This window comes from Jatrophihabitans sp. (assembly GCF_035474675.1).
GTDB lineage: Bacteria > Actinomycetota > Actinomycetes > Mycobacteriales > Jatrophihabitantaceae > Jatrophihabitans_A.
In genome coordinates this window covers 1-24291 of record NZ_DATINC010000114.1, presented here as the reverse complement: position 1 = coordinate 24291, position 24291 = coordinate 1, and the positions used below count along the sequence as shown (strand labels likewise).

23 protein-coding genes are annotated in these 24291 nt (G+C 72.2%); 16 read left to right on the top strand and 7 right to left on the bottom strand.

Annotation, left to right across the window (positions count from 1 at the left end; genetic code table 11):
• The first annotated feature begins 53 nt into the window (after positions 1–53).
• From VLJ82_RS13565 to VLJ82_RS13545, 5 genes are all read left to right on the top strand, one after another.
• Positions 54–644, top strand: coding sequence for a sigma-70 family RNA polymerase sigma factor (locus VLJ82_RS13565; RefSeq protein ID WP_408663890.1), 591 nt, complete (start codon positions 54–56; stop codon positions 642–644).
• Positions 628–1713 carry a hypothetical protein gene (locus VLJ82_RS13560; protein WP_408663889.1) on the top strand — a complete coding sequence of 362 codons (1086 nt, stop codon included), beginning with the start codon at positions 628–630 and terminating at the stop codon, positions 1711–1713. The genes VLJ82_RS13565 and VLJ82_RS13560 overlap by 17 nt, the downstream gene beginning before the upstream one ends.
• Before the next feature lie 44 nt (positions 1714–1757).
• Positions 1758–2714 (top strand): ABC transporter ATP-binding protein, encoded by a 957-nt coding sequence (locus VLJ82_RS13555; protein WP_408663924.1) that lies wholly within the window; start codon positions 1758–1760, stop codon positions 2712–2714.
• Positions 2711–3601, top strand: coding sequence for an ABC transporter permease (locus tag VLJ82_RS13550; protein ID WP_408663888.1), 891 nt, complete (start codon positions 2711–2713; stop codon positions 3599–3601). The genes VLJ82_RS13555 and VLJ82_RS13550 overlap by 4 nt, the downstream gene beginning before the upstream one ends.
• Before the next feature lie 131 nt (positions 3602–3732).
• A complete protein-coding gene (locus VLJ82_RS13545; RefSeq protein WP_408663887.1) occupies positions 3733–4479 on the top strand; it encodes a DUF5131 family protein in 747 nt (248 codons plus the stop codon).
• Here VLJ82_RS13545 and tcmP read toward each other — a convergent pair.
• Positions 4466–5647, bottom strand: coding sequence for a three-Cys-motif partner protein TcmP (gene tcmP / locus VLJ82_RS13540; protein WP_408663886.1), 1182 nt, complete (start codon positions 5645–5647; stop codon positions 4466–4468). The genes VLJ82_RS13545 and tcmP overlap by 14 nt on opposite strands.
• Before the next feature lie 173 nt (positions 5648–5820).
• Here tcmP and VLJ82_RS13535 point away from each other — a divergent pair, with 173 nt between their 5' ends.
• Positions 5821–6357, top strand: coding sequence for a dihydrofolate reductase family protein (locus tag VLJ82_RS13535; protein WP_408663885.1), 537 nt, complete (start codon positions 5821–5823; stop codon positions 6355–6357).
• A 3-nt stretch (positions 6358–6360) separates the two neighbouring features.
• On the opposite strand, the gene VLJ82_RS13530 is transcribed toward VLJ82_RS13535, so the two are convergent.
• Positions 6361–6816, bottom strand: a complete 456-nt coding sequence (locus tag VLJ82_RS13530; RefSeq protein ID WP_408663884.1) for a hypothetical protein — start codon at positions 6814–6816, stop codon at positions 6361–6363.
• Between the two features lie 136 nt (positions 6817–6952).
• Here VLJ82_RS13530 and VLJ82_RS13525 point away from each other — a divergent pair, with 136 nt between their 5' ends.
• Positions 6953–8149 (top strand): CaiB/BaiF CoA transferase family protein, encoded by a 1197-nt coding sequence (locus VLJ82_RS13525; protein WP_408663883.1) that lies wholly within the window; start codon positions 6953–6955, stop codon positions 8147–8149.
• 28 nt (positions 8150–8177) lie between these two features.
• Here the strand turns inward: VLJ82_RS13525 and VLJ82_RS13520 are convergent, their stop codons facing one another.
• Positions 8178–9410 carry a multidrug effflux MFS transporter gene (locus tag VLJ82_RS13520; protein WP_408663882.1) on the bottom strand — a complete coding sequence of 411 codons (1233 nt, stop codon included), beginning with the start codon at positions 9408–9410 and terminating at the stop codon, positions 8178–8180.
• A gap of 60 nt (positions 9411–9470) precedes the next feature.
• Here VLJ82_RS13520 and VLJ82_RS13515 point away from each other — a divergent pair, with 60 nt between their 5' ends.
• From VLJ82_RS13515 to VLJ82_RS13505, 3 genes are all read left to right on the top strand, one after another.
• Positions 9471–9962: a MarR family winged helix-turn-helix transcriptional regulator gene (locus VLJ82_RS13515; protein ID WP_408663881.1), complete on the top strand. Its 492-nt coding sequence runs from the start codon at positions 9471–9473 to the stop codon at positions 9960–9962.
• Positions 9963–10028: 66 nt separating this feature from the next.
• Positions 10029–12431 carry a glycoside hydrolase family 31 protein gene (locus VLJ82_RS13510; RefSeq protein WP_408663880.1) on the top strand — a complete coding sequence of 801 codons (2403 nt, stop codon included), beginning with the start codon at positions 10029–10031 and terminating at the stop codon, positions 12429–12431.
• Positions 12432–12556: 125 nt separating this feature from the next.
• Positions 12557–15148, top strand: a complete 2592-nt coding sequence (locus tag VLJ82_RS13505; protein ID WP_408663879.1) for an eCIS core domain-containing protein — start codon at positions 12557–12559, stop codon at positions 15146–15148.
• Positions 15149–15179: 31 nt separating this feature from the next.
• Here VLJ82_RS13505 and VLJ82_RS13500 read toward each other — a convergent pair whose 3' ends face one another.
• A complete protein-coding gene (locus tag VLJ82_RS13500) occupies positions 15180–15914 on the bottom strand; it encodes a YcnI family protein (RefSeq protein ID WP_408663878.1) in 735 nt (244 codons plus the stop codon).
• Positions 15915–16121: 207 nt separating this feature from the next.
• Positions 16122–17123, bottom strand: coding sequence for a hypothetical protein (locus VLJ82_RS13495; protein WP_408663877.1), 1002 nt, complete (start codon positions 17121–17123; stop codon positions 16122–16124).
• Positions 17124–17461: 338 nt separating this feature from the next.
• Between VLJ82_RS13495 and VLJ82_RS13490 the strand changes: the two genes are divergently transcribed.
• From VLJ82_RS13490 to VLJ82_RS13470, 5 genes are all read left to right on the top strand, one after another.
• A complete protein-coding gene (locus tag VLJ82_RS13490; protein ID WP_408663876.1) occupies positions 17462–18415 on the top strand; it encodes a carbamate kinase in 954 nt (317 codons plus the stop codon).
• A gap of 70 nt (positions 18416–18485) precedes the next feature.
• The gene (locus VLJ82_RS13485) at positions 18486–19595 is read left to right on the top strand and encodes a ring-opening amidohydrolase (protein WP_408663875.1); all 1110 of its coding nucleotides are present in this window, start codon (positions 18486–18488) and stop codon (positions 19593–19595) included.
• 98 nt (positions 19596–19693) lie between these two features.
• Positions 19694–19957 (top strand): phosphoribosyl-ATP diphosphatase, encoded by a 264-nt coding sequence (locus VLJ82_RS13480; protein WP_408663874.1) that lies wholly within the window; start codon positions 19694–19696, stop codon positions 19955–19957.
• Between the two features lie 8 nt (positions 19958–19965).
• Entirely contained in the window at positions 19966–20838 is an 873-nt protein-coding gene (gene hisG, locus VLJ82_RS13475; protein WP_408663873.1) for an ATP phosphoribosyltransferase, read from the top strand.
• A 28-nt stretch (positions 20839–20866) separates the two neighbouring features.
• Positions 20867–21373 (top strand): PH domain-containing protein, encoded by a 507-nt coding sequence (locus VLJ82_RS13470; RefSeq protein WP_408663872.1) that lies wholly within the window; start codon positions 20867–20869, stop codon positions 21371–21373.
• Between the two features lie 51 nt (positions 21374–21424).
• On the opposite strand, the gene VLJ82_RS13465 is transcribed toward VLJ82_RS13470, so the two are convergent.
• Positions 21425–22990, bottom strand: coding sequence for a C40 family peptidase (locus VLJ82_RS13465; protein ID WP_408663871.1), 1566 nt, complete (start codon positions 22988–22990; stop codon positions 21425–21427).
• Between the two features lie 141 nt (positions 22991–23131).
• Positions 23132–23503, bottom strand: coding sequence for a DUF1844 domain-containing protein (locus tag VLJ82_RS13460; protein WP_408663870.1), 372 nt, complete (start codon positions 23501–23503; stop codon positions 23132–23134).
• Between the two features lie 233 nt (positions 23504–23736).
• Here VLJ82_RS13460 and infC point away from each other — a divergent pair.
• The coding region (infC, locus tag VLJ82_RS13455) for a translation initiation factor IF-3 (protein WP_408663923.1) at positions 23737–24291 on the top strand (555 nt) is incomplete at its 3' end.

Below are 24291 nucleotides of genomic sequence, written 5' to 3'. Positions count from 1 at the left end.
TTAGCTCGGGCAACCGGGTGTCACATTTCCGCCATCGGCGGTGCTGTAAGGACATGGACCCGGTTCGAGCAACGACGGCCGTCCTGGCGGCACCCGAGGTGGCCACCGGTGCGGCGGGGCGGGACGAGAGGCAGGTGGCCGTGTCGGGTGCGGTGCGCGCCGACCTGGAGGTGATCTTCCGCCGCGACTACCGGCAGGTGGTCGCGGTGGCCGCCCGGGTGCTGGGCTCGCGCGACCAGGCCGAGGACGTCGCCCAGGAGACCTTCCTGGCTTTCAGCCGGTCCACCGTGCCGGCCGAGGACGCCACCGGCTGGCTGTGCGTCGCCGCCGCCCATACCGCGCTGAACCTGCTCCGGTCCGGCCGGCGCCGCGCGTCGCGGGAGGAGACCGCCGCCGCGGTCCATCCCGTCGTGTCGGATGTGGCCGAGGCGGTGGTCACGCTGGAGGAGCGCAGCCGGGTGCGTGCCGCGCTCGCCACGCTGCCCCGCAACCAGGCGGTGGCCCTGGTGCTGCGGCACAGCGGCCTGAGCTACGCCGACGTCGCCGCGGCCCTCGACCTGTCCCCAGGCAGCGTCGGCACCACGGTGCGACGCGCCGAATCCGCTCTGCGCAAGGAGTTGAACCGTCATGCGTCATCCGACTGAAGGCGTGCTGCGCCGGCTGCTCGACGAGCCGGCCGGGGTGGCCGATGCCGACCGGCAGCACGTCGCGGACTGCCAGCACTGCCTGGACGCGCTGGTCGCCACCCGCTCCGACGCCGCCCTGGTGGGCGCGGCGCTGGCCACCGATGCAGATGCCGGCGTCGACCTCGACGACGCCTGGCAGCAGCTGACCACCGCCGGACCGGCTCCCCGGCCCGAGCGGGCTGCCACGCCGGCCCGTCCCGCCCGGTGGCGAGGGGCGCTGAGCCGTCCCGCGGCCGCGGCGCTGGCCGTCGGGGTGGTGCTGGCCGGTGCCGGCACCGCCGCCGCGAACGACTGGCTGCAGATCTTCTCCACCGAGCGGATCACCGCGGTGCCGCTCAGCACCGCCGATCTGGTGGCGCTGCCCAACCTGAGCGCGTACGGCACCCTGAACGTGACCGCCCAGCCGGACGTGCACGAAGTCCCCAATGCGGCGGTCGCGGCGGCCGACACCGGCCTCGCGGTGCCGGAGGTGGTCCGGTTGCCCCGCGGGGTGAGCGGTGATCCGGCCTACCAGGTGGGCGGCAAGGCAAGCGCCACCTTCACCTTCTCCGCGCGCAAGGCCGCCCAGGCCGCCGCCGAGGCGGGTGCCAGCCTGCCGGCGCCGCCGGCCGGGGTGGACGGCAGCTCGGTGCGGCTGGCGGCCGGCCCCGGCGTGGCGGAGGTCTGGAAGTCGGCCACCGGGGTACCCGCGCTGGTGGTGGGCCGGGCCGTCGCGCCGACCGCGTACTCCTCCGGCGCCCCGTTCGAGGTGCTGCGCGACTACCTGCTGTCGCTGCCGGGACTGCCGGACAAGGTGGCCGAGCAGCTGCGCACCTTCACCGCGGACGGCTCCACCCTGCCGCTGCCGGTGCCCGCCGACCAGGTCAGCACCCGGCAGGACAGCGTGAACGGCACGCCGGCCACCGTGCTGGAGACCAAGGACCGGACGCTGGCGGCGGTGATGTGGGTGAACGACGGCAAGGTGACCGTGGTGGCCGGGTCGCTGAGTACCGGCGAGGTGTTGAAGATCGCCCGGGAGCTGCAGTGACCTCGGATCTCAAGGCTGCGCGCAATCGCACCGCGCAGCACGAGATGGCGTGGCTGGTCGCCGGCCTGCCGGCCGCCCCCGCGGTCTGGTGCTCGGGCCTGCGCAAGCGGTACGGCAAGCGGCACGCCGTCGAGGACGTGTCCCTGCAGGTGGCCCGCGGCGACGTGGTCGGCCTGCTCGGCCCGAACGGGGCCGGCAAGACCTCGGTGATCAAGATGCTGCTGGGCCTGGTGCGTCCGGACGCCGGCGAGGTGATGCTGCTCGGCCGGCCGGCCACCGACCCGGCCGCGCGGGCCCGGGTCGGGTACCTGCCCGAGCTGTTCCGCTACCAGCCATGGCTGACCGCGGCCGAGGTGCTCACCCTGCACGTCCGGCTGTCCGGGCTCGAGGTGCCTGCCCGCGATCAGCGGGACTGCCTGGCGCTGGTGGGCCTGGCCGACCGGGCCGGCGACCGGGTGGGCGGCTTCTCCAAGGGGATGCAGCAGCGGCTCGGGCTGGCGGTGGCCCTGGTGACCGGGCCCGAGCTGGTGGTACTGGACGAGCCGACCAGCGCGCTGGACCCGCTCGGCCGGGTCGACGTGCGCGACATCGTGCTGGCGTTGAAGTCCCGCGGCGTCGCGGTGCTGCTCAACTCGCACCTGATCGGCGAGGTGGAGCGGGTCTGCGACCGGGTGGTCATCCTCGACCGCGGCCGGGTCGCCGCCTCCGGCACGCTCACCGAGCTGCTCGGCCAGCGCGAGCTCCGGCTGCACCTGACCGGGCTGTCCGCGCCTGCTCGGGCCCGGCTGGCCGCGGTCGGGACGGTGGAGCAGACCGGCGACTGGTACACCGTGGTGCTGCCGCCCGACGACGACGGGGCGGCGGTGCCGGACCTGGTGACCGACCTCGCCGCTCTCGGGGCCCGGGTGCATGCCGTGGAGCCGGCCCGGATCACCCTGGAGGAACGGTTGCTCGGCATCCTGCGCGCCGGTTCCGCTGCCCGGTCAGGAGCGGAGCAGTGACCGCGGCGGTCGTGTCCCGGCCCGCTGCGGGGACGGTCCGGACGGTGCTCACCATCGCCGCGCTCACCCTGCGCGAGGCGTCTCGCCGGCGGGTGCTGCTGGCGCTGGCGGCGCTCACCGTGGTGCTGCTCGCGCTGAGCACCTGGGGTTTCTCCCGGTTGGCCGCCAATACCGGTGGCAGCGCGCTGACCAGCGGAGAAACCCGGCTGACCGCGTCCATCCTGCTCAACCTGGTGATGTTCGGCTACAGCCTGATCGCCGCACTCGGCACCGCGTTCCTGGCCGGGCCCACCCTGGCGGGGGAGACCGAGTCCGGCATCGCGCTGGCGGTGCTGGCCCGGCCGATCCGCCGGTCGGCGTTCCTGCTGGGCAAGTGGCTGGGACTAGTGGCCTTCGGCGCCGGCTTCGTGGTGCTGGCGGGCCTGGCGCAGTGCCTGGTGGTGCGGGCGACGGTGGACTACTGGCCGCCGCAGCCGGCTGCCGCGCTCGGGTTGCTGGCGTTCCAGACCACCGTGCTGCTCACCCTGGCGGTGCTGCTGTCCACCGCGATCTCGCCGATGGCGTCCGGGGTGGTCGCGGTCGGCCTGTTCGGCACCACCTGGGTGGCCGGGGTGGTCGGCGGCGTGGGGGAGTCGCTGGGCAACCATTCCGTGGCGCGGGTCGGGGCGGTGTCCCGGATGCTGCTGCCGACCGACGGGCTGTGGCGCGGGGCGATGCACGCCTTCCAGGACCCGACCGCGCTGATGGAGTTCGGTGGCGGGGGCAGCGAGGCGTTTCCGTTCCTGAGCGTGGCGCCGCTGACCGCCGGCTACCTGGTCTGGGCCGTGGTGTGGGTGGCGATGGTGTGGGGGCTGGCGGCGACCGCCTTCGTCCGCAAGGACCTCTGACCGGGGCATTCACGGATCGCCAGGGCCGCGTGGTCTCGCGCCTGTGCGGTCGGTACTTTTGGACGGAATCATCCCGGCTGCATCGGCCCGGCATGCCAAGTCGCCGGACGTGCGTGGCATACCTTGGTGCCATGGCGGACGGCAGTGGAATCGAATGGACCGAGGCAACCTGGAACCCCACGACCGGCTGCGACCGCATCAGCTCGGGCTGTGATCACTGCTATGCCCTGACCTTGGCGAAGCGGCTAAAGGCAATGGGCAATCCGAAGTACCAGAATGACGGCGACCCGCGCACCAGCGGACCGGGCTTTGCCGTCACCGAACACCCCTCGGCGCTGGCACTTCCGCACCAGTGGTCGTCCCCGCGGGTGATCTTCGTCAACAGCATGTCCGACCTGTTTCACGCCCGCGTTTCGTCATCGTTCATTCGCGATGTCTTCCAGGTCATGGCGGAAACGCCCCGGCACACCTATCAGCTGCTCACCAAGCGGCCTCGGCGGGCGGCGCGGATGGCCGAAGAACTTCCATGGCCGAGCAACGTCTGGTTCGGCGTCAGCGTCGAGACGTCGGAGCAGTTGTGGCGACTCGATGACCTGCGCCGCGTGCCTGCCGCCACTCGCTTCGTATCAGCCGAGCCGCTGCTGGGGTCGCTCGCCGGTATCGACCTGACAGGTATTCACTGGATCATCGCCGGCGGTGAGAGTGGACCGAACCACCGTCCGCTCGACCCGACCTGGGTGCGTGAACTTCGCGACGACTGCCGCGCCCAGGGAGTCGCGTTCTTCTTCAAGCAGTGGGGAGGGCGCACTCCCAAGACCAACGGGCGCGAACTCGACGGACGCTCGTGGGACGAGATGCCAGCTCCTATGCGGGCGTGATCCAGAGGTCGTAGAGGTCGTCCACGTTCTTGGTCTCGGTGGTCGTCTTCCCTGCTGCCCGCGCCTTGTTGATCGCCGCGCGCAGGTGCATCGTCCGGACCACGCCCACGAGGCCGTCGCCCAGGATTTCCTCCACCTTGTCGATGATCCGGAAGGGCTGCCCCTTGGCCAGTTCCGTGATCAACCGCTGGGTGAGAGTATCGACCCACTGGGCCTTGAGCCTCGCCTCCTCGGCGTTCCAGCCCGCCTCCCACTCGGCGGCCTCGCCGAACAGGGTGTCCTCGGCATCCATCTCGGCGTTGTGCCGACGCCACTTCTCCAGGCCTTTCGACGCGGAATCGCCGAACGTCACCAAGCCATGTGTGCTGCGGGTGGCAAACACGAGGTAGTAGACCGGCTTGAGGTGGGCGCGTGGCTTGACCTCGATGATGCGGGTCCCCGCTCCACCTGCTCGCTTGCTCAGCCTCTCGGCGTACCCTTCTACCACAGCCAATTCGGCAGCCATCTTCTGCTCTTCCGAGGCGCTCTTGGTAGGGCACTTCTCGAGCCAGACTGCTCTCCACCAGTCGCCTCCACAGGCCGCGTCGAGTGCCTTGAGCGAATTCTCCACCACCTTCTCGCTGTAGAGCATGCCCGCGAAGCGCCGCAGGCCCGCCGTAAGGTTGATAAGAACCTCTGTTGCCGGGGTGCCGGGGCCAGCGGGCCGGTCGAAGATGCCAGCGACCTCGTCAAGCGGAATGGGCAGGCCACAGGGGTCGAGATAGACGAATAACGGGATGTCCTTCACGGCGTCGAGCAGTGTGGGCAATTGCGTGGCGATATCACCATCGGTGATCGTGTAGCTCACGCCTTCGCCCTCGTCGCTGGCCACCCTGGCCAGCCGGGCGACTGTCTCCTCCTCGTCATCCACGAAGTGCAGTTCGACCCGGCGCGGACTGCGCATCGCAGCGAGTTCCTTGGCCTTCCGCAGCAACATCGCGCCCGATCCCTCAGAACCGTCGTCGTAACGGCCGGGCCCGGCATACCCGTCGATGAATGCCACGCGGCTTCCTCTGGACGTGCTGCCGGTCTTGCTCGCGAACGGGGTCACATAACTGTCGAGAATGGCGTGCTTCAGGAACGCGGCCGATTTCTTGCTCTTGTGGAAATTGTTGGTGTCGCTGGACAAAGCCTGGCTCCCCGTGGTCTGGCGATTGAAAGGTGTCCAGGCTATGCCGGCCTACGCCGTTTTGCGGGGATCTACTCCGGTAACCGAGGTAGGCCTCGAGAAGCGGCACCGCTAGGCTCTGGCAGCTCATGCCGTCCCCGGCTGGGCGTCCAGGTCGGTCGGAGGTGTCGGGCATGCGCAAGGTCGTCGCGTTCGAGTTTCTGTCCCTCGACGGCGTCGCCGAGGCTCCCGACCGGTTCTTCACGGCCTGGGACGACGTGGTGGACGCCAGCGGCACCGAGCTCATCGCGACGCAGGACGCCGTCATCCTCGGCCGCCGCAGCTACGACGAGTGGTCCGGGTACTGGCCGACCAGCGACATCGAGCCGTTCGCGACGTTCATCAACGGGGTCGCCAAGTACGTCGCGACCTCCACGCCGCTGGAGCGGGAGTGGACCAACACGACGGTGATCGACGGCGACCTGGCCGGGTTCGTGCGGGACCTCAAGGATCGGCCGGGCGGCGACATCGGCGTGCATGCCAGCATCTCGGTGGTCCAGGCCCTGCTGGCCGCCGGCGTAGTCGACGAACTCAGGCTGGCCATCGCTCCGGTGGTCGTCGGTAGCGGGCGAAGGCTCCTCGACGGGTTGCCGGCGATGCGGCTCCAACCGACCCGGAGCCTGACCTCACCCAGCGGCTACCTGCTGGTGGACTACCACGCTGTCGAATAGAGGTCAGCCAGGGATGGTGGCCCAGCGAGTCACCGTCACCTTCGCAGAGCTGGAATAGCTCTGGACCGTCATGGTGATCCGGACCCGTCCCGGGTGCACGGGGGCGCCGCTGAAGGCAAAGATCGGGTCAGTGTTCACCGTGGAGCCCGAAGGGTCCGTACACGAGACCAAGCCCGATCCGGGGTGGCCGCCCCACTCGAAGAGCGTGTGGCCGTCCTGTTCCACAGTGGTGCTCTCACCGTAGTTGTCCGCGCCCGACGTGCAGCCAGACAGCAGTCCGGTTACCTGGATGGCCGGCACCAGGTTCTGCTCCGCGATCCCGGCGTCGAAGAGAAAGATCGGGCTGGTTACCGAGCTGATCTTGAGCTTCAGGTGCTCTGCTCGCGGGGCAGCTCCCGCAGGAGTCGCGATCGACATCGCGGCCAAGGCTGCCGCACCGAGGACGTAGAGGTTGGGCATGGTTGCGATCCTGACATCCTGACGCCTCGTTCGTAGCTCATTGCCGAAGCCGGCGACCTGGCGGCGTCCATCCTGCGCACCGAACTGTGCCGGTCCTGCGCAAGGATCCGCGATCGGGACCGCCTAGCCTGGTCGGGTGACCGACCTCCTTGATCAGCAGCCCGCTTCCGCCGACGGCCCGCTGGCCGGCCTGCTGGTGCTCGACCTGTCCCGGGCGCTGGCCGGCCCGCACGCAGCGATGATGCTCGGCGACCAGGGCGCCCGGGTGATCAAGATCGAGGCACCCGGGCACGGCGACGACTCGCGCGGCTGGGGCCCGCCGTTCCTGCACCCGGACGGCGCCGAGCGCGAGTCGACGTACTTCCTGTCCTGCAACCGCAACAAGGAGTCCATCACCCTCGACCTGAAGGACCCGGCTGGTGCCGGAACGCTGACCCGGCTCGTGAGGCACGCCGACGTGCTGGTGGAGAACTTCCGCACCGGGGTGCTGGACCGGCTCGGTTTCTCCGTGCAGAGACTGCACGAGCTCAACCCACGACTGATCGTCCTGTCCATCACCGGCTTCGGCCACGACGGCCCGGAGGGCGGCCGGCCCGGCTACGACCAGATCGCCCAGGGCGAGGGCGGGCTGATGTCGCTGACCGGCTCGTCGGACGACGACCCCACCAAGGTCGGCGTGCCGATCGCGGACCTGCTGGCCGGCATGTACGGCGCGTACGGGGTGCTGGCCGCCCTGCACGAGCGGCACCGCACCGGCAAGGGCAGCGTGGTGCGCACCTCGCTGCTGGCCGGCATGGTCGGCGTGCACGCCTTCCAGGGCACCCGGTACACGGTGGCCGGCGAGGTGCCCGGGGTGGCCGGCCGGCACCATCCCTCGATCTGCCCGTACGGGCTGTTCTCGGCCGCCGACGGCATGGTGCAGATCGCGGTCGGCAGCGACCGGCTGTGGCAGTCGTTCGCGGCCAGGTTCGGCCTCGACCGGCCGGAGTGGGCCCGCAACGCCGAGCGGGTCGCCGACCGGGAGGCGGTGATCGCCGCCATCGACGCCGCCTTCGGCGGCTATTCGCGCGAGGAGCTGATGGCCATCCTGGCCGAGCTCGGCACCCCGGCCGGCCAGGTGCGCTCGCTGGACGAGGTCTATGAGTGGGAGCAGACCCGGTCGCAGGGGCTGCTGGTCGAGGTGGAGCACCCCAGCCTGGGCGCGCTCACCCTGCCCGGCCCGCCGCTGCGCTACGACGCCGGCGGCCGCACCCAGCACCGGCCGCCGCCGATGCTGGGGGAGCACACCGAGCAGATCCTGGCCTGGCTGGACTCGGCCGACCGCACCGACTGATCGACGATCAGGCAACGCGAACGGCAGATCAGGCGGCGGCGAGGGTTTCCGGCTCGGTCCGGACTTCGACCGCGGCAGCGGAGCGCCGGGTCCGGCCGAGCAGGTAGACGGCGAGCGCGGCGCCCGCGCAGGCGAACATGGTGACGCCCATCCCGACCGGGCTGCCGCGTCCTGCCAGGCCCATGGCCGCGGAGGCGAGGCCGGCCACCAGGAACTGCAGCAGTCCCTGCAGCGACGAGGCCGCTCCGGCCCGCTCGCCGTGCGCGGCCAGCGCCACCGACGTCGCGTTGGCCAGCACCAGGCCGACCATCGACACCACTCCGAACAGGCAGACCAGCAGCACCGGCAGCGGCGCGCCGAGCGCGGTGGCCAGCAGCACGCCGAGGCTCGCGACGCCGGCCACCGACAGGCCGGTGACCAGCATGCCGTGCTCGGTGGCAACCCGGCCGACCAGCAGACCGTTGAGCTGGCCGAAGATCACGATGCCGAGGCCGTTGACGCCGAAGACCACGCTGAACTGCGCCGCGCTCAGCCCGTAGGCCTGCTGCAGCACGAAGGACGATCCGGAGATGTAGGCGAACATGGCGGAGAACATCAGCGCCGCCGCCAGCACGTGGCGCAGGTAGTCCGAGTCGCGGCCCAGGGCGGCGAAGGTGCGCAGCCGGGCGGTCAGGTCGGCGGACTGCCGGCGCGGGACGGGCAGGCTCTCCGGCAGCGCCAGCAGCACCGCCAGGAACAGCACGGCCCCGACGGCGGTGAGGACCACGAAGACGGTGCGCCAGCTCGCGATCGCCAGCAGCTGGCTGCCGATCACCGGCGCCACCACCGGCGCGACGCCGTTGACCAGCATCAGCGTGGAGAAGAACCGGGTCATGGCGATGCCGTCGAAGAGGTCCCGGACGATCGCCCGGGACAGCACGATCGCGGCGGCGGCGCCGAAGGACTGCAGCACCCGGCCGCCGATCAGCCAGCCCGCGGTGGGAGCCAGCGCGCAGAGCACCGAGCTGGTGGCGTAGAGCGCGATGCCGGCCAGCAGCGGCCGGCGGCGTCCCCAGGCGTCCGACAGCGGCCCGACCACCAGCTGGCCGGCGGCCAGGCCGATCACGAACACCGTCAGGGTCAGCTGGATGGTGCCGGGTTCGGAGTGCAGGCTGCGCGCCATTCCCGGCAGGGCGGGCAGGTACATGTCTATGGTGAGCGGTCCGAACGCGGCGAGCGATCCGAGCAGCAGTGCCAGCTTCACCCGGGTAGCGGTGGTCATGGCCGGCCCGGCGGCAGTACCGTTATGCACAGATAATAATGTACGCATAATCACCAGGAGGTGCGACTGTTGACCCCGGACGCCCCTGATGGTGCCCCGCGCAGTACCGCTGACAGCGCCTCTGACGATGCCCTGTCCGAGCTGGCCCAGCTGATCCTCAACGTCAGCCGCCTGGTCCGGGCCCGGACGCCGTCCGGGGATGAGGTGGTTGCGCTCACCGACACCGAGCGCACCGTGATGCGGCTGGTCGACCTGCACCCCGGTTCGGCGCCGAGCGAGATCGCCCGCCGCGCCCGGTTGCAGCGCACCAACGTCAGCACCGCGCTGCGCGCCCTGGAGGACAAGGGCATGGTGACCCGCACCGCCGCCGCCGGCCGCGGGATCGGAGTGCACCCCAGCGAGCGGGCCGCCACCAACCTGGCGGTGCTGCGCGCGGCCTGGGCCCGCGAGCTGGCCGGCGTGCTCGGCGACGAACCGGACGCGGTCCGGCAGTGCAACGACCTGCTCCGGCGCCTGGAACAACGGCTCACCGCGGTCGAACCGGACGCCTAGCCGGTCAGGCCGGCGGCCTCCGAGGCGTCCGGCCGGGGCGCTCGGAGCCTCGGGTAGAAAGAAGCAATGGATCAGCGCTACCGCCTGACCTGCCGTCCGGTCGCTGATCAGCGGGCCGTCGTGCAGGGCCCGGACTACCGGATCACCGTGCTGGCCGACGGCCTGCTGCGCCTGGAATGGTCCGCCGACGGGCAGTTCGCCGACCAGGCCTCGGCATTCGCGATCAACCGCGAGCTGCCGGTGCCGGACTTCCAGGTGATCGACGAGGGCCCGCACCTGGAGGTGCTGACCGAGCGGCTGCACCTGGTCTATGACCGTGGCCCGTTCAGCACCTCGGGGCTGTCGGTGCAGGTCCGCGGCGGGGTGAGCAGCTGGCACAGCGTGTGGCGCTACGGCGAGTCCCCGAACGGCGGCGACGGCAACCTCGGCGGCACCGCGCGCACCCTGGACATGGTCGATGGCCGGTTGCCGGTGGAGCCGGGGGTGCTCTCGCGCAACGGCTTCGCCGTGATCGACGACTCGCGCACCCTGCTGCTCGACGCCGACGGCTGGGTCCGCCCGCGCACCGGCAGTGCGCTGGACCTCTACTTCTTCGGCTACGGCCGGGACTACCCGGCGGCGCTGCGGGCGCTGTACGCGCTGTCCGGGCCGCAACCGCTGCTGCCCCGCTGGGCGCTGGGCAACTGGTGGAGCCGCTACCACCGCTACAGCGCCGGGGAGTACCGGACGCTGCTGGACCGGTTCGCCGCCGAGGGCATTCCGTTCGCGGTGGCGGTGCTGGACATGGACTGGCACCTGGTCGACGTCGACCCGCGCTACGGCAGCGGCTGGACCGGCTACACCTGGAACCGCGAGCTGTTCGAAGACCCGCCGGCGTTCCTGCGCGAGCTGCACGAGCGCGGGCTGATGGTCACCCTCAACGACCACCCGGCCGACGGCGTCCGGGCCTACGAGGAGGCCTACCCCGCGATGGCCAAGGCGCTGGGGATCGACCCGGCCACCGAGCGCCCGATCGCCTTCGACGTCACCGATCCGGAGTTCCTGGTGGCCTACTTCGACATCCTGCACCGGCAGCTGGAGGAGCAGGGGGTCGACTTCTGGTGGCTGGACTGGCAGCAGGGACTGCACAGCCGGGTCGCCGGCATCGATCCGCTGTGGATGCTCAACCACTTCCACTTCCTCGACAGCGCCCGGAACGGCCGGCGGCCGCTGACCTTCTCCCGCTACGCCGGTCCGGGCAGCCACCGCTACCCGATCGGCTTCTCCGGCGACACCATCACCACCTGGGCGTCGCTGGACTTCCAGCCGGAGTTCACCGCAACCGCCGCCAATATCGGCTACGGCTGGTGGAGCCACGACATCGGCGGCCACATGGGCGGCGTCAAGGACGACGAGCTGGCCACCCGCTGGGTGCAGCTCGGGGTGTTCTCGCCGATCAACCGGCTGCACTCGGTGCTCAGCCCCTTCACCAGCAAGGAGCCCTGGCAGTTCGGCCGGGAGGCGGAGCGGGCGATGACCGCGGCGCTGCGGCTGCGGCACCGGTTGCTGCCCTACCTGCACGCGATGAACCACCGGGCCGCGCATGCCGGCGTGCCGCTGGCGACGCCGATGTACTACTCCCACCCCGACGCCGAGGAGGCCTACCGGGCCCGCAACCAGTACGCCTTCGGCAGCCAGCTGATCGTCGCACCGATCACCACCCCCGCCGACCGGCAGCTGCTGCTCGGCTCGGTCACCGGCTGGCTGCCACCGGGCAGCTGGGTCGACGTGTTCACCGAGCTGGTCTACGACGGCGACCGGGAGATGCGGCTGCACCGCGGCCTGGACGGTATCCCGGTGCTGGCCACGGCCGGCGCGATCGTCCCGCTGGACGCCGCCGAGGTGCCCGGCAACACCGCCGGCGACAACCCGGCCGCGCTCGAGGTGCTGGTGGTGGTCGGCGACGACGGCTCCTTCGACCTGGTCGAGGACGACGGCGTCGGGCCGGGTGACGAGCCGGCCCGCTGGGTGCGCACCCCGATCCGGTTCGGCCAGGCCGACGGGGTGCTGCAGGTCGGGCCGGCCGAGGGCAACACCGGCTGCCTGCCGGCCCGGCGGGACTGGACGCTGACCTTCCTGGCCTGCCAGGTGGCGGGGGAGCCGGCCGTCACGGTGGACGGCACGCCGGTGGCGGCCGAGGTGTCGCGGGCCGGCCGGCGTACCAGCGTCCGGGTCGCGGACGTGCCGGTGACTGCGGCGGTCCGGGTGAGCGTGGGTGAGCGGCCCCGGTTGGCCGCCAACGACGTGGCCGACCGGCTGTTCGCCCTGGTGCACCGGGCCCAGCTGTCCTACGACGTCAAGACCCGGCTCTATGCCGCCGCCACCGCGGATGCTCCGCTGGCCACCCGGCTCTCGCAGCTGCAGGCGCTGCGGCTCGGGCCGGACCTGGAGGCGGCGGTCTTCGAGCTGCTGCTGGCCCGGCCGGACTGACGCGCTGGCACGGCACGTCCGAACCGCCCGGACGGCCGGAGTCGCAACGCAGAGGTGACGCGTCCGGAACAGACTCGGGCCTCGCAACAGAGACGTGCCACGGGGTGGCGCTCCCGGGAGAGCCTATGACGAGGTCCCGCCTCTTCCGGATGGCGGAGCGCCCCGCCCCGGCGGCGGAGAACCAGCACGCGGCCACCGCGGCGGCGATCGCGGTGGCCGGTGGCGCCGGCCGGCCGCTGTCCGGCGCGCAGCAACGGCAGGCCGGTCACTGGTTCGGCACCGACCTGACCGACGTGCGCGTCCACGACGACGGCGCCGCCCGGGACGCCGCCGAGTCCATCGGTGCGCGGGCCTACACCGTCGGCAAACACATCGTGTTCGGCGCCGGCGGGCTGGCCGGCGGCGGCAACCGGTTGCTCGCCCACGAGCTGGCGCACGTGGTGCAGAACCGGTCCGTGCCGCAGGCGTCGGCCGCCAGCCGGCTCAGTTCACCCGAGGATCCGGCCGAGCGGGCGGCCGACGCGGTGGCCGACCGGATCGAGGCCGGACGCGGCGCCGCCGGCCTGGCCACTGCCCGGCCCGCGGTGGCCCGGGCGGTGGCAGCCGAGGGCGGCCAGGCCGCTGCCGAGCCGGCCACCGCCGCACCGGACGAGGCGCCGGCCGCCGCCGCACCGGACGAGGCATGGGACGGGGACGCTCCGGTCGGCGGCCCGATCCTGGCGGTCGCCGGCTCGCCCGACGAACTGGATCCCGAGCCGGCCGCCGGCGACCACCCGCTGCCTTCCGACACCCAGCAGCTTGCCGACAACCCGCAGCCTGCCGATCCCCAGCAGTCCGCCGGCTCTCCGGCGGTGCTTGCCAGCGCGGCGGTGCAGCGCAAGGCCAAGCAGCCCGCCGCACCGCCACCGACCAACCGGACGCAGCTGCCGATACCGGCCAGCGCCCGCCGCTGGATCACCCGGATCGACATCCGGCTGGCCGTGCCGCAGAGCATCACGGTGCACTGGAGCGACCGCAGCCCGGACCAGAGTGCGTCGGCATCCTCCGGCCGGGGCCGGCCGTGCACCTCGTCCCCGCCGTGCCCGGGCAACAACGGGCTGAACTGCACCCCGTCCGGCACCTTCCACCCGACGTTCCGGGGCGACGCCAACTACGTCAACGGCCACGGGGACCACATGTCCTACTACGTCGACCTCGGCGTGCAGGATGCCCAGGGCAACGACCGGGGCATCGGCATCCACGACTCCCAGCCGGTGACCGGACGCCCCGCCTCGCACGGCTGCATCCGGGTCCCGCAGTGGATGGCCCGGCTGGTCAACGGCAACGTCATCCGGACCACCGACGTGATCATCAGCGGGGTGGCGCCGGCGGTTGCCTACCGTGACTCCAGCTGCCCGGCGCCGCCGCCGTCGCGGACCCGCCCGCGTGGCGGCGCCCCGGTGCACCGCTCCCGGTCAGACAGCCCGTCCGGCCCGCTTGCCGAGCTGGCCGTCCCGGCCGGCCCGGCCCCGATCCGGCTGAGCCGGCTGGACGTCGGCAACGGCCGTACCGTCAGCGATGCTCCCGGCCCGGCGGCCAACACCCGCGAGGACGTCCTGCAGGTGATGGACCGGATGCACCTGCTGTGGCTGCTCACCAACGCCGACTACGCCGCCGAGCAGCCGGCGGTGGCCCAGCAGCCGCCCGGGTCGGAGGTGGCCACCAGCAGGATCCGCCTGTTGAACGGGGCGATCGACCGGATGCCGGCCGTCGACACGATCCCCGCCCCGGTGGCCGGCGCCCTGTACGGCGGCCTCAGCGTCGCCGGCGGGATCGGTCCCGGCCAGCCGAACCGCCGGGCCGACGTGCTCGCCCTGATCCACGCCATGCACGCGGCCTGGGACCTGCACGAGGCGCCGCCGCTGGCCTTCGCCGACGCACTGGCCGAGCTCGGCACCGCCGACCCGGTCGACGCGGGCCGGCTGGTCGTCACCCGGCAGGCGATCCGGGCCAGCTACGGCCGGTACGTGCGTGGCTTCCCCGGCGCCGGCGCGCCGCAGGCGGCGCTGCCGCCGATCCCGGTGCCGGGCGCCGGCGCACCGCCGGCCGGCACCCGGTCAGCCGGCGGCGGCGGACTGTCCTGGGAGCTGACCGACGCACCGGCCGGACCGACCCCGCGCGCCCGGGTCGGCTCCTGGCTGGGCCGCTACAGCGGGGTGATCGGCGCCGCCGAGACCCGGCACGGCGTGGACCGGCGGGCGATCGCGGCGGCCATCGCCTGGGAGGCGCTGCACAACGTCGCCGGCGGCACCACCCTGCGCCAGTGGTCCGGCCCGGGCAAGGTGCACAACACCGCCTACATCGGCACGCCGGCTTCGCAGCAGGTCGAGTCCCTGGGCTACCTGCCCGCCCAGACCGAGGCTGCCCGGTCGGCCCTGCTGAGCGATCCGGTCGGGGCGATCAGCTACATCGGGGCGATCATGCAGGGCAGCGCCGACGCTGCCGACACCGGCGGCTACAACCTGCGCGCCGACCCGCCGATGCTGTGTTTCCTCTACCACTCCTGGGACATCGAGCGCAGCCGTCGCCACTTCGCCACCAAGCGGTCCCCGGCCCCGCTGGACCACAGCAGCTCGGCGATGGCGGTGTGGATCGAGGACGCCACCAACCTGGCGTTCGTCACCGCCGCCGTCGGCAGCCCGTCCGGTGCGCTGGCCGCCCGGCCGCGCGGTTACTGACCTCCGGTGCGGGCCAGGTCCCGCCGAGGAGTCAGGACGGCCGGCCGGACCGCCTGCCGAGGCCGGCCAGGGTGAGGGCCGCCGCGCCGAGCAGCAGCGCCACGATCGCCAGCACCAGCGCGGTGGTGGCCCGCCCGTTGCCCTCGTCCGCGGAACTGGCGGTGGTGGCCGCGGACGCCGTCGGCGCGGCCGAGGACGGCGGTGCCGACGAGGCGCCGGCCGCGGCCAGCGTCAGGGTGGGCGCCGGATGCTCGGGCTCGGCGGTGCTGCCCTGCGCGGCCTGCTCGATCCAGGAGACCGTCGAGCCGTCGCTGTAGGCCTGGATCGCCTTGAAGGTCATGGCCGCCGCCTTGGGCAGCGGGCCGGCGCTGATCACGAACTGGTTGAACTCGCCGGGCTTGATGGCGGTGGCGGCGCTGGCGGCCTTCCACTCGATCACGCTGACCGCCTCGGTGATGTCGCCGTCGTCGGAGCTGATCGGGGTGGCCAGCTTCGCCTTGGTCACCGTGTAGCTCCAGCCGGGAACCGGCAGCACCGACACCGAGGCGAGCGGCTGGTCGGCCGGCAGCTGCACCTTCAGCCCGGTGGTGCTCGCCGTCGCCGACTCGGTGGGCACCTTGAACACGATGCTGGCGTAGCCGCCCTGCACCGCGCCCGGGCTGGACACGCTCACGTGCGCCGAGGCGGCTCCGGCGCCGGCGAACCCGGCCAGCCAGACGACGGCCAGCGTGACGGCGATGCTCAGGCCCCGGCGGGGACGCCTCATGTGCGGCTCCTTCGACTTCGATGTGATCGGTGCCGGACTAGTCCCGTCCGGGGGCCGGCCGGTTCCCGGTTGCCGGCGAACGAGGCGCAGCTCACATCCGGCGCCGCTCTGCCGGCCGGCCCGGACGCGCGTCGGTGGCGGCCGGCAGGACCGGCCGCCACCGACTGGCGGGAACGGGCGCGGGTCAGGGCCGCGCGCCCGGCAGGATCAGGTGAGGTTGGCCACCGAGGCGTACATGTTGTAGACCGCGTCGTCGAAGTAGGAGGCCCGGTTCCACCCGGTGGACGGTTCCAGGGTCGACATGGCGCCGTTGGCGTAGCCCAGCCCGGTGTTGTTGTCGTACTGCAGCAGCCACGGTCCGCCGGATGAGCCGCCGGTGAACCCGCACTGCAGCGCCACCTTGTACTCGCTGCCGAACCGGGTCGTGGTGCCCTGGCAGTACTGCTGCCAGCCGCCGTCGTAGGGAGGCTGCGCCGGGTAGCCGAGGATCGTGATCGGGTTGTAGAAGCCCCAGTTCCAAGCCAGCCCGTTGCCGCCGACCACGTTCACCAGCGCGCCGGAACCGTTGGGCCACATGGTCACCATGCCGACGTCGCGGTTGAGGTCGGAACTCGACATCCACGAGTTGAAGGTGGTGAAGTACTTGGCCGACCACTGGCCGTACGGCTGGGAACCGTAGTTGTACAGCGGCACGAACACCCAGTTCGAATGCCAGGTGCCGCCGGCGCCACCGTGCACGCAATGCCCGGCGGTCAGCACCAGTTCCTTGGAGCCGCTGTTGAGCGCCGAGGCCGAGCACGAGTAGTCCAGGCCGTTGGTCTGGTTGTGGAAGAACGCCCGGCCCACCGTCGCCGAGGCGGACACGGCGAGCGTCGAGACGTCCCCGGCGCGTGCGTGCGCCGACCCGGGAGCCTTTACCGGCTTGGTGGCCTTCGAGGGGGCCACCGAACCGGGCGCGCCGGTGCGGGGCGCCGGCGTCGAGGCGGCACCGGCCTTCGGGGCCAGCAGGTCGCCGGGCAGCGCGTGGGCCATCCGGTCGGCCGTCCAGTAGGTTGCCGCCAGCCCGGGGGCGGACGCCGACACGGTGGTGGTGCTCGCCTGCGCCAGGCCCGCCGGTGCGGCAGCCTGGGCGGGTGCCCCGACGGCCACGCCTGCTGCCAGCACGCCGGCCAGCAGCCCGGCTACCGGCCATCGTCTGCGATCGAACATGGTTCTCTCCCTCACCTAGCGGCCATGCTTCGTCCCGTGCTGTTCAGGGTTCATGGCCCTCGCCGGGAACCTCTCCCGGCCCTGTGATGAGAATCGAAAATAGCTTAAATCGGACAAAACCCTTAAATGTGAGATGGATTTGTTACAGTGCCAGCCCGCTAGCGCCGGGCGGTCAGGGCAGCACGGACGGCGGGCACCGCAAGCCGGGAGTCCCCGCGCTGGAATGCCGTTGCCAACAATGCGGGGACGGTTGGGCGATGATCGCCGGTGTCGTGCCGGCCGGGCCTTGGCAAGCTGAGCGCCGCACAGCCCGGCGACACGGCGGAAGGGGGGCACAGGTGCGCGTGGTGATCGCGGTGGGCGGCAACGCGATGACCGCTGCCGACGGCTCGGCGCGGCCGGCCGACCAGCAGGCCGCCATCGAGACCGCCGTCGAGCCGGTCGCCGAGCTGATCTCGGCCGGCCACCAGGTGGTGCTGACCCATGGCAACGGCCCGCAGGTGGGCAACCTGCTGGTCAAGAACGAGCTGGCCGCCGCGGTGGTGCCGCCGGTGCCGCTGGACTGGTGCGGTGCCCAGACCCAGGCCACCGTCGGCCTGCTGATGCTCAATGCCCTGGACCGGGCGCTGGCCGCCCGCGGCTCGAAGGTGCGCACCGCGACCGTGGTCTCGCGTACCGAGGTCGCCGCCGACGACCCCGGCTTCGCCGCCCCGTCCAAGCCGATCGGGCGCTACCTCAGCCAGGCCGAGGCGGCCGTGATGGCCGGGCACGGCCAGCACTGGCAGGACCGCGGCGAGCGAGGCTGGCGCCGGGTGGTCGCCTCGCCCGAGCCGGTGCGCTGCCTGGACGCGCCCGCCGTGCTCGCCCTGCTGGCCGCCGGCTTCGCGGTGGTGTGCTCGGGTGGCGGCGGCATTCCGGTGGTGGCCGACGGCAGTCCCAGCGGATACCGCGGCGTGGAGGCCGTCATCGACAAGGACCTGACCGCGGCGCTGCTGGCCGGCACCCTGGCGGCCGACCGGCTGGTGATCGCCACCGACGTCGAGCACGCGGTGCTGGGCTGGGGCACCGAGCACGCCAGGCCGCTGACTGGCATCGGGGTCGGCGAGCTGGAGGCCCTGATCGCCCGGGGCGAATTCACCAGCGGCAGCATGGAGCCGAAGGTGCTGGCCGCCTGCCGGTTCGCCCGCCGCAGCGGCAAGCCCGCCGCCATCACGTCGCTGGGTGCCATCGCCGCGGCACTGGCCGGCACCGCCGGCACTATCGTGCATCCGGACCGGCTCGACCCGGTCTGAGCCGGGCACCGTCCGCGCAGAGGCCAGCAGCACCAGCAGAACCACGAACCGAACCGACAGGAGAGACCGCATGCCAGACCCGATCGAGGTACGCAAGGTCGCGCTGCACAGCGTGACCGACGCCAGCGAGTTCACCGCGCTTCTGGCCGACGGGGTGCTCGAGGCCGACCGGGTGGTGGCGGTGATCGGCAAGACCGAGGGCAACGGCGGGGTGAACGACTACACCCGGATCATCGCCGACCGGGCCTTCCGGGAGGCGATCGTGGCGCACGGCAGCCGCTCGCCCGAGCAGGTCAAGCAGATCCCGATCGTCTGGTCCGGCGGCACCGACGGCATCATCTCCCCGCACGCCACGATCTTCGCCACTACCGATCCGGCATCGGCTCCGGCCTCCGACGAGCCGCGGCTGACCGTGGGCTTCGCGATGAGCGAGGTGCTGCTGCCCGAGGACATCGGCCGCACCGCCATGATCAGCAAGGTGGCCGCGGCGGTCACCGAGGCGATGGACAAGGCCGGCATCACCGACCCGGCCGACGTGCACTACGTCCAGACCAAGACGCCGCTGCTGACCATCGACACCATCCGCGACGCCAAGAGCCGCGGCAAGGACGTCTTCACCGAGGACACCCTGCACTCGATGGACGTCTCCAACGGCTGCACCGCCCTCGGCGTGGCGGTGGCGCTGGGCGAGATCGAGATGCCCAGCGACGCCGACGTGATGCGCGACCGCTCGCTGTACTCCTCGGTGGCCTCCTGCTCGTCCGGGGTGGAGCTGGACCGGGCCCAGGTGGTGGTGGTCGGCAACGCCCGCGGCATCGGCGGCCGGTACCGGATCGGGCACGGGGTGATGACCGACGCCCTGGACGCCGACGGCATCTGGGCGGCGATCCGCGACGCCGGCCTGGACCTGCCCGAGCGCCCGCACCCGTCCGACATCGGCGGCCGGCTGGTCAACGTCTTCCTCAAGTGCGAGGCCAGCTCCGACGGCGCGGTGCGCGGCCGGCGCAACGCCATGCTGGACGACTCCGACGTGCACTGGCACCGCCAGATCAAGGCCGCGGTCGGCGGGGTGGCGGCCTCGGTGACCGGCGACCCGGCGGTGTTCGTCTCGGTCTCGGCGGCCCACCAGGGCCCGGACGGCGGCGGCCCGGTGGCCGCCATCATCGACACCGGCTCCTGACGCCGCGTCCCGCACCCGCCCTGGCGGCCCGGCCGGCCGGCCCGATCGGCCTACCCGGCCCGGCCGGGCCGCTCGGCCGGCCGTAGGCTGGAGCGTCGATGAAGACCTTCGACGACCTCTTCGCCGAGCTGACCCGGCGGCAGGCCGACCGCCCGCCGGGCTCGGCTACCGTCGCCGCCCTGGACGGCGGGGTGCACGCCCAGGGCAAGAAGGTGCTGGAGGAGGCCGCCGAGGCCTGGATGGCGGCCGAGTACGAGTCCGCCGAGCGCACCGCGGAGGAGATCAGCCAGTTGCTCTACCGGGTCCAGGTGCTGATGCTCGGCAAGGGCCTCACCCTCGACGACGTCTACCGGTACCTGTAGAGCTCCCGATGCCAGCCGACGCAACCGCCACCGACCCGCTCCGGGTGGCCGTGCCGAACAAGGGCACGCTGTCCGAGCCCGCCAGCGACATGCTGCGCGAGGCCGGCTACCGCCAGCGCAGCGACACCCGCGAACTGGTGCTGCAGGACCCGGACAACAACACCGAGTTCTTCTTCCTCCGGCCCCGCGACATCGCCCTGTACGTCGGCTCCGGCCGGCTGGACGTCGGGATCACCGGCGAGGACCTGCTGCTGGACTCCGGCGCCCGGGCCGAGGTGATCCTGCCGCTGGGCTTCGCCGGCTCCACCTTCCGGTTCGCGGCCGGCACCGGTTCCGGTCGCACCCTGGCCGACCTGCAGGGCTGCCGGATCGCCACCGCCTATCCCGGGCTGCTGGCGCACTACCTGGCCGAGCAGGGCATCTCCGCGGAGGTGATCCGGCTGGACGGCGCCGTCGAGACCGCCGTCCGGCTCGACGTCGCCGACGTGATCGCCGACGTGGTGGAGACCGGCACCACGCTGCGAGGCGCCGGCCTGGAGGTCTTCGGCGACCCGCTGTTCCACTCGCAGGCAGCACTGGTCCGCCGGTCCGGGGCGGCACCGTCGGCGGCGGTGGACCAGCTGGTCCGGCGGCTGCAGGGGGTGCTGATCGCCCGCCAGTACGTGCTGATGGACTACGACATCGCCGACACCCTGGTGGAGCGGGCGGTGGCGGTCACCCCCGGCTTCGAGTCGCCGACCGTCTCGCCGCTGCGTACCCCGGGCTGGTCGGCGGTACGCGCGATGGTGCCGCGCCGCGACACCAACCGGATCATGGACGAGCTGTGGGAGATCGGCGCCCGGGCCATCCTGGTCACCGACATTCATGCGTGTCGGCTATGAAGCTTGTCGACTGTGAGGTGCGCCGGCTGTGAGCACTGGTGAGCACCGGATGAGCGAGCCCGGCACCGCCCACGAGCAGGTGGGGCCCCGGCTGGTCACCGCCCGGCCGGTCCGGGCGGTCCGGTACGCGGTGCTGGGCGCGGTCGCGGTGCTGGCGCTGTTCACGGTGGCCGCGCTGATCCTGCGCAGCACCTCCGACGACGGGGTCGGCTTCACCGTCGCCGACCAGGTCGGCATCGCCGGCACCGGCCTGCTGGTCGCGCTGGTCATCCTGTCGGTGACCCGGCCCCGGCTGCGCGCCGATGCCCGGGGGGTGGACTGCCGGGGCTTCTTCGGCGGGTACCGGCACGTGGACTGGGACCTGGTGGTCGGGGTGGAGTTCCCGTCCAAGGCGCGCTTCGCCCGGCTGGTGCTGCCCGGGGACGAGCTGATCGCGCTGTATGCCGTGCAGCGCGGCGACGGCGAGCGCAGCGTCGCGGTCATGCAGGGGTTGCGGGCGCTGTTCGCCGCCACCCATCCCACGCCGGCCGAGTAGCCGGCCCGGTTCCGAGCCGGCCCGGCAACGCGCCAGGCCGGCTCGAAGCCGTCAGGAGTGGGTGAAGCTGCCGAAGGTGGCGGTGCTGTCCCAGATCGACTGGGCCCGCACCCCGTGCGCCGGGTCGATCGCGGCGACCGTCATGCCGGGTCCGGTGTACATCCCGACGTGGTACACCGAGCCGGTGTTGTCGTGGTAGAAGACCAGGTCACCGGGCACCGCCCGCACGGCCGGGATCATCCGGGCCGCCTTGAACTGGTCCTGGGCGGTCCGCGGGGTGGTGAACGCGGCCGCCGTCCGGTAGCTGTACTGCACCAGGCCGGAGCAGTCGAAGCCGGTGGTCGGGCTGGCGCCGCCCCACACGTAGGGCTTGCCGATGAAGGTCGTGGCCAGCGTGACCACCTTGGTGTTGGCGGCCGGGGTGGCCGGTGCCGGGCCGGGCAGCATGGTCACCGCCGGGTTGCTCAGCGCCGCGCAGCCGAGGAACTTGTTGTTCCCGATGCCGATGTTCACCGCCCACACGCACACGTTGTGCGAGCCGGCCGGTGCCGGGATGGACAGCGAGTAGCCGGCCGCCGGCCCGACCTGCTGGCTCTCCACCAGGTCCGGGCGCGGGATGGCGGCGGTGGCGGTGATCGCCGCCTTGCCGTCTAAGTAGGCCACCACCTGGATCGAGGCGGCCCGGTTGTCCGGATCGGAGGCCCAGCCGCGCACGCCGAGGTTGGTGGCGCTCTGGGTGCGGGCCGCCTCCAGCGCGCCGGACGGGCTGTGCGCGGCGATCTGGGCGGCGGTGTAGCCGACGTAGAGCTTGAGGCAGGCGCCGAGCTGCCGGTTCACCCCGACGCCGATGTTGGTGGCCGCGGCGCACACCAGGTGGTTGCCGGTGCTCAGGGTGATGGTCACCGAGAATCCCTGGTTGTCACCGACGTTCTGGGCCAGCGCGATGTCGGGCCGGGACACCACCTTCGCCGAGGTGACGGTAGCGGGGCTGCCGTCGTGGCCGGCCAGGATCTTCAGCGGCTGGGTGAGGTTGTCCGGGTCGGCGGCCCAGCCGGTCAGGGTGACGGTGTTGCCGTTGGCGCTCACCTTCTCCAGCAGGCCGACGGGGGAGTGCGCGGCGATCTCGCTGCCGGTCGGGGTGCTGCTGACCGGCGGCGGCACGGTGACCTGCCGGCAACCCAGCGAGGTGTCGGCGCCGGCCGCCACGTTGACCGCGCTGACGCACACGGTGTGGCCGCCGGGGGCGGCGGCCAGCGTCATCGCGAAACCGGGGGTCGGACCGGTGCCGATGGCCTTGACCACGTCCGGCCGCGACACCGCGGTGATCGCGGAGCCCGCGGGGGCGCCGTCCAGGGTGGTCTGCACGGTCAGCTGCAGCGCGAGGTTGTCGGGGTCGGCGGCCCAGCCCTGCACGGTGATCCCGGTGGACCCGCTGGGCACGGCCAGGTCGAGGTAGCCGACCGGGTCGCTGGGGGTGGCCGCCTCGGCCACCGCGCAGGTGCCGCCGAGGATCGCCACGCTGGCGATCACGGTCGCGCAACCGGCGGTACGGGCCAGGCGGGCTATCCCGGACAGCCGGGGGGCACGGAACGGAGACGAGGTGGAGCGTCGAGTCACGTCGAAAACTTCCCTGAATCGCTTGCTTGTCGGCCCCCCGCCGGACAGCAGCTTAAGCCAAATTAACGGCGTGTCACACAGAGTTTACAAATTTTCCTGCTTCAATTACGCGCCGTCATCAGAGGCGGTACCGGCAAAGCACTAGAAGCCGGACTTTTCTCCCGGCCCCTGGCCCGGCTGGTCCGGGTACGGCGAGGCGTCCCGGAACGCCTGCTGCAGCGACCTGAGCCCGGCCAGCAGCGGCTGCCGGTGCACCCCGAGATCGGCCTGGGCGGCGCCCAGCAGGCCGGCGTAGGCCTCGATCAGCCGGCGTGCCTCGTCCAGGTCGAGGTAGCGCTGGCCGTCGGAGGCGAGTCCCAGCTTCTCGGCGGCGGCGCTCATCAGCATCACCGCGGCGCGGGTGATCACCTCGACGGCGGGTATCGTCGCCAGCTCGCGGACCGCCTCGGGACCGGCCGGCCCGGCTCCGCCGTCGTGCCCGGTTGGTGCGGCGTTTGGGCCCTCGGTGCTCACGCTGCTACCCTTGCATACGCGACCCGCCAGGTCCGTGCTGCCGCACGGCTCTGGTGTGCAAGCGGAAGCCACGGTTTCCCACCCGCGCCGCCTCCGGGCAGCCGGGTTCGGTCCGGCGCCGCCTCCGGGCGGTGTCAGCGGCACCCGTCCACCGGCAGCAGCCGGCCCGGCGGGTCCGCTCGGATCGTTATGGAATGTCTCCGGCCCCGACTGCATTGGTTGCAGCGGGGCCGTTGTGCTGTGCCGGGGACGTCTCGGGCACGCAGTGGCCTTCGTCCAGGCAGCACAACCTAGGAGGCCACATCAGCTCTGAACCCCGGATCAACGACCGGATTCGCGTTCCCGAGGTCCGCCTAGTCGGGCCAGAGGGCGAGCAGGTCGGCATCGTGCCGATCGGCAAGGCGCTGGAACTCGCCGCCGAAGCCGACCTCGACCTGGTCGAGGTGGCGCCGATGGCTCGACCGCCGGTCTGCAAGCTCATGGATTACGGCAAGTTCAAGTACGAGAGCGCCCAGAAGGCCCGCGAGGCCCGGCGCAACCAGGCTCTGACCGTGATCAAGGAAATGAAGCTCCGGCCGAAGATCGACCCGCACGACTACGAGACCAAGAAGGGTCACGTCGAGCGGTTCCTCAAGCAAGGCGACAAAGTCAAGATCACGATCATGTTCCGCGGTCGTGAGCAGTCCCGGCCGGAACTCGGGTTCCGGTTGCTGCAGAAGCTCGCCGAGGACATCACCGACCTCGGTTTCGTGGAGTCATCGCCCAAGCAGGACGGCCGCAACATGGTC

Coding starts and splice junctions, on each gene's coding strand:
- VLJ82_RS13560 (WP_408663889.1), top strand. CDS start 628: ATGCGTCATCCGACTGAAGGCGTGCTGCGCCGGCTGCTCGACGAGCCG.
- VLJ82_RS13535 (WP_408663885.1), top strand. CDS start 5,821: ATGCGCAAGGTCGTCGCGTTCGAGTTTCTGTCCCTCGACGGCGTCGCC.
- VLJ82_RS13520 (WP_408663882.1), bottom strand. CDS start 9,410: ATGACCACCGCTACCCGGGTGAAGCTGGCACTGCTGCTCGGATCGCTC.
- VLJ82_RS13480 (WP_408663874.1), top strand. CDS start 19,694: ATGAAGACCTTCGACGACCTCTTCGCCGAGCTGACCCGGCGGCAGGCC.
- hisG (WP_408663873.1), top strand. CDS start 19,966: ATGCCAGCCGACGCAACCGCCACCGACCCGCTCCGGGTGGCCGTGCCG.
- VLJ82_RS13485 (WP_408663875.1), top strand. CDS start 18,486: ATGCCAGACCCGATCGAGGTACGCAAGGTCGCGCTGCACAGCGTGACC.
- VLJ82_RS13555 (WP_408663924.1), top strand. CDS start 1,758: ATGGCGTGGCTGGTCGCCGGCCTGCCGGCCGCCCCCGCGGTCTGGTGC.
- VLJ82_RS13530 (WP_408663884.1), bottom strand. CDS start 6,816: ATGCCCAACCTCTACGTCCTCGGTGCGGCAGCCTTGGCCGCGATGTCG.
- VLJ82_RS13510 (WP_408663880.1), top strand. CDS start 10,029: ATGGATCAGCGCTACCGCCTGACCTGCCGTCCGGTCGCTGATCAGCGG.
- VLJ82_RS13545 (WP_408663887.1), top strand. CDS start 3,733: ATGGCGGACGGCAGTGGAATCGAATGGACCGAGGCAACCTGGAACCCC.
- VLJ82_RS13565 (WP_408663890.1), top strand. CDS start 54: ATGGACCCGGTTCGAGCAACGACGGCCGTCCTGGCGGCACCCGAGGTG.
- VLJ82_RS13495 (WP_408663877.1), bottom strand. CDS start 17,123: ATGTTCGATCGCAGACGATGGCCGGTAGCCGGGCTGCTGGCCGGCGTG.
- VLJ82_RS13500 (WP_408663878.1), bottom strand. CDS start 15,914: ATGAGGCGTCCCCGCCGGGGCCTGAGCATCGCCGTCACGCTGGCCGTC.
- VLJ82_RS13505 (WP_408663879.1), top strand. CDS start 12,557: ATGACGAGGTCCCGCCTCTTCCGGATGGCGGAGCGCCCCGCCCCGGCG.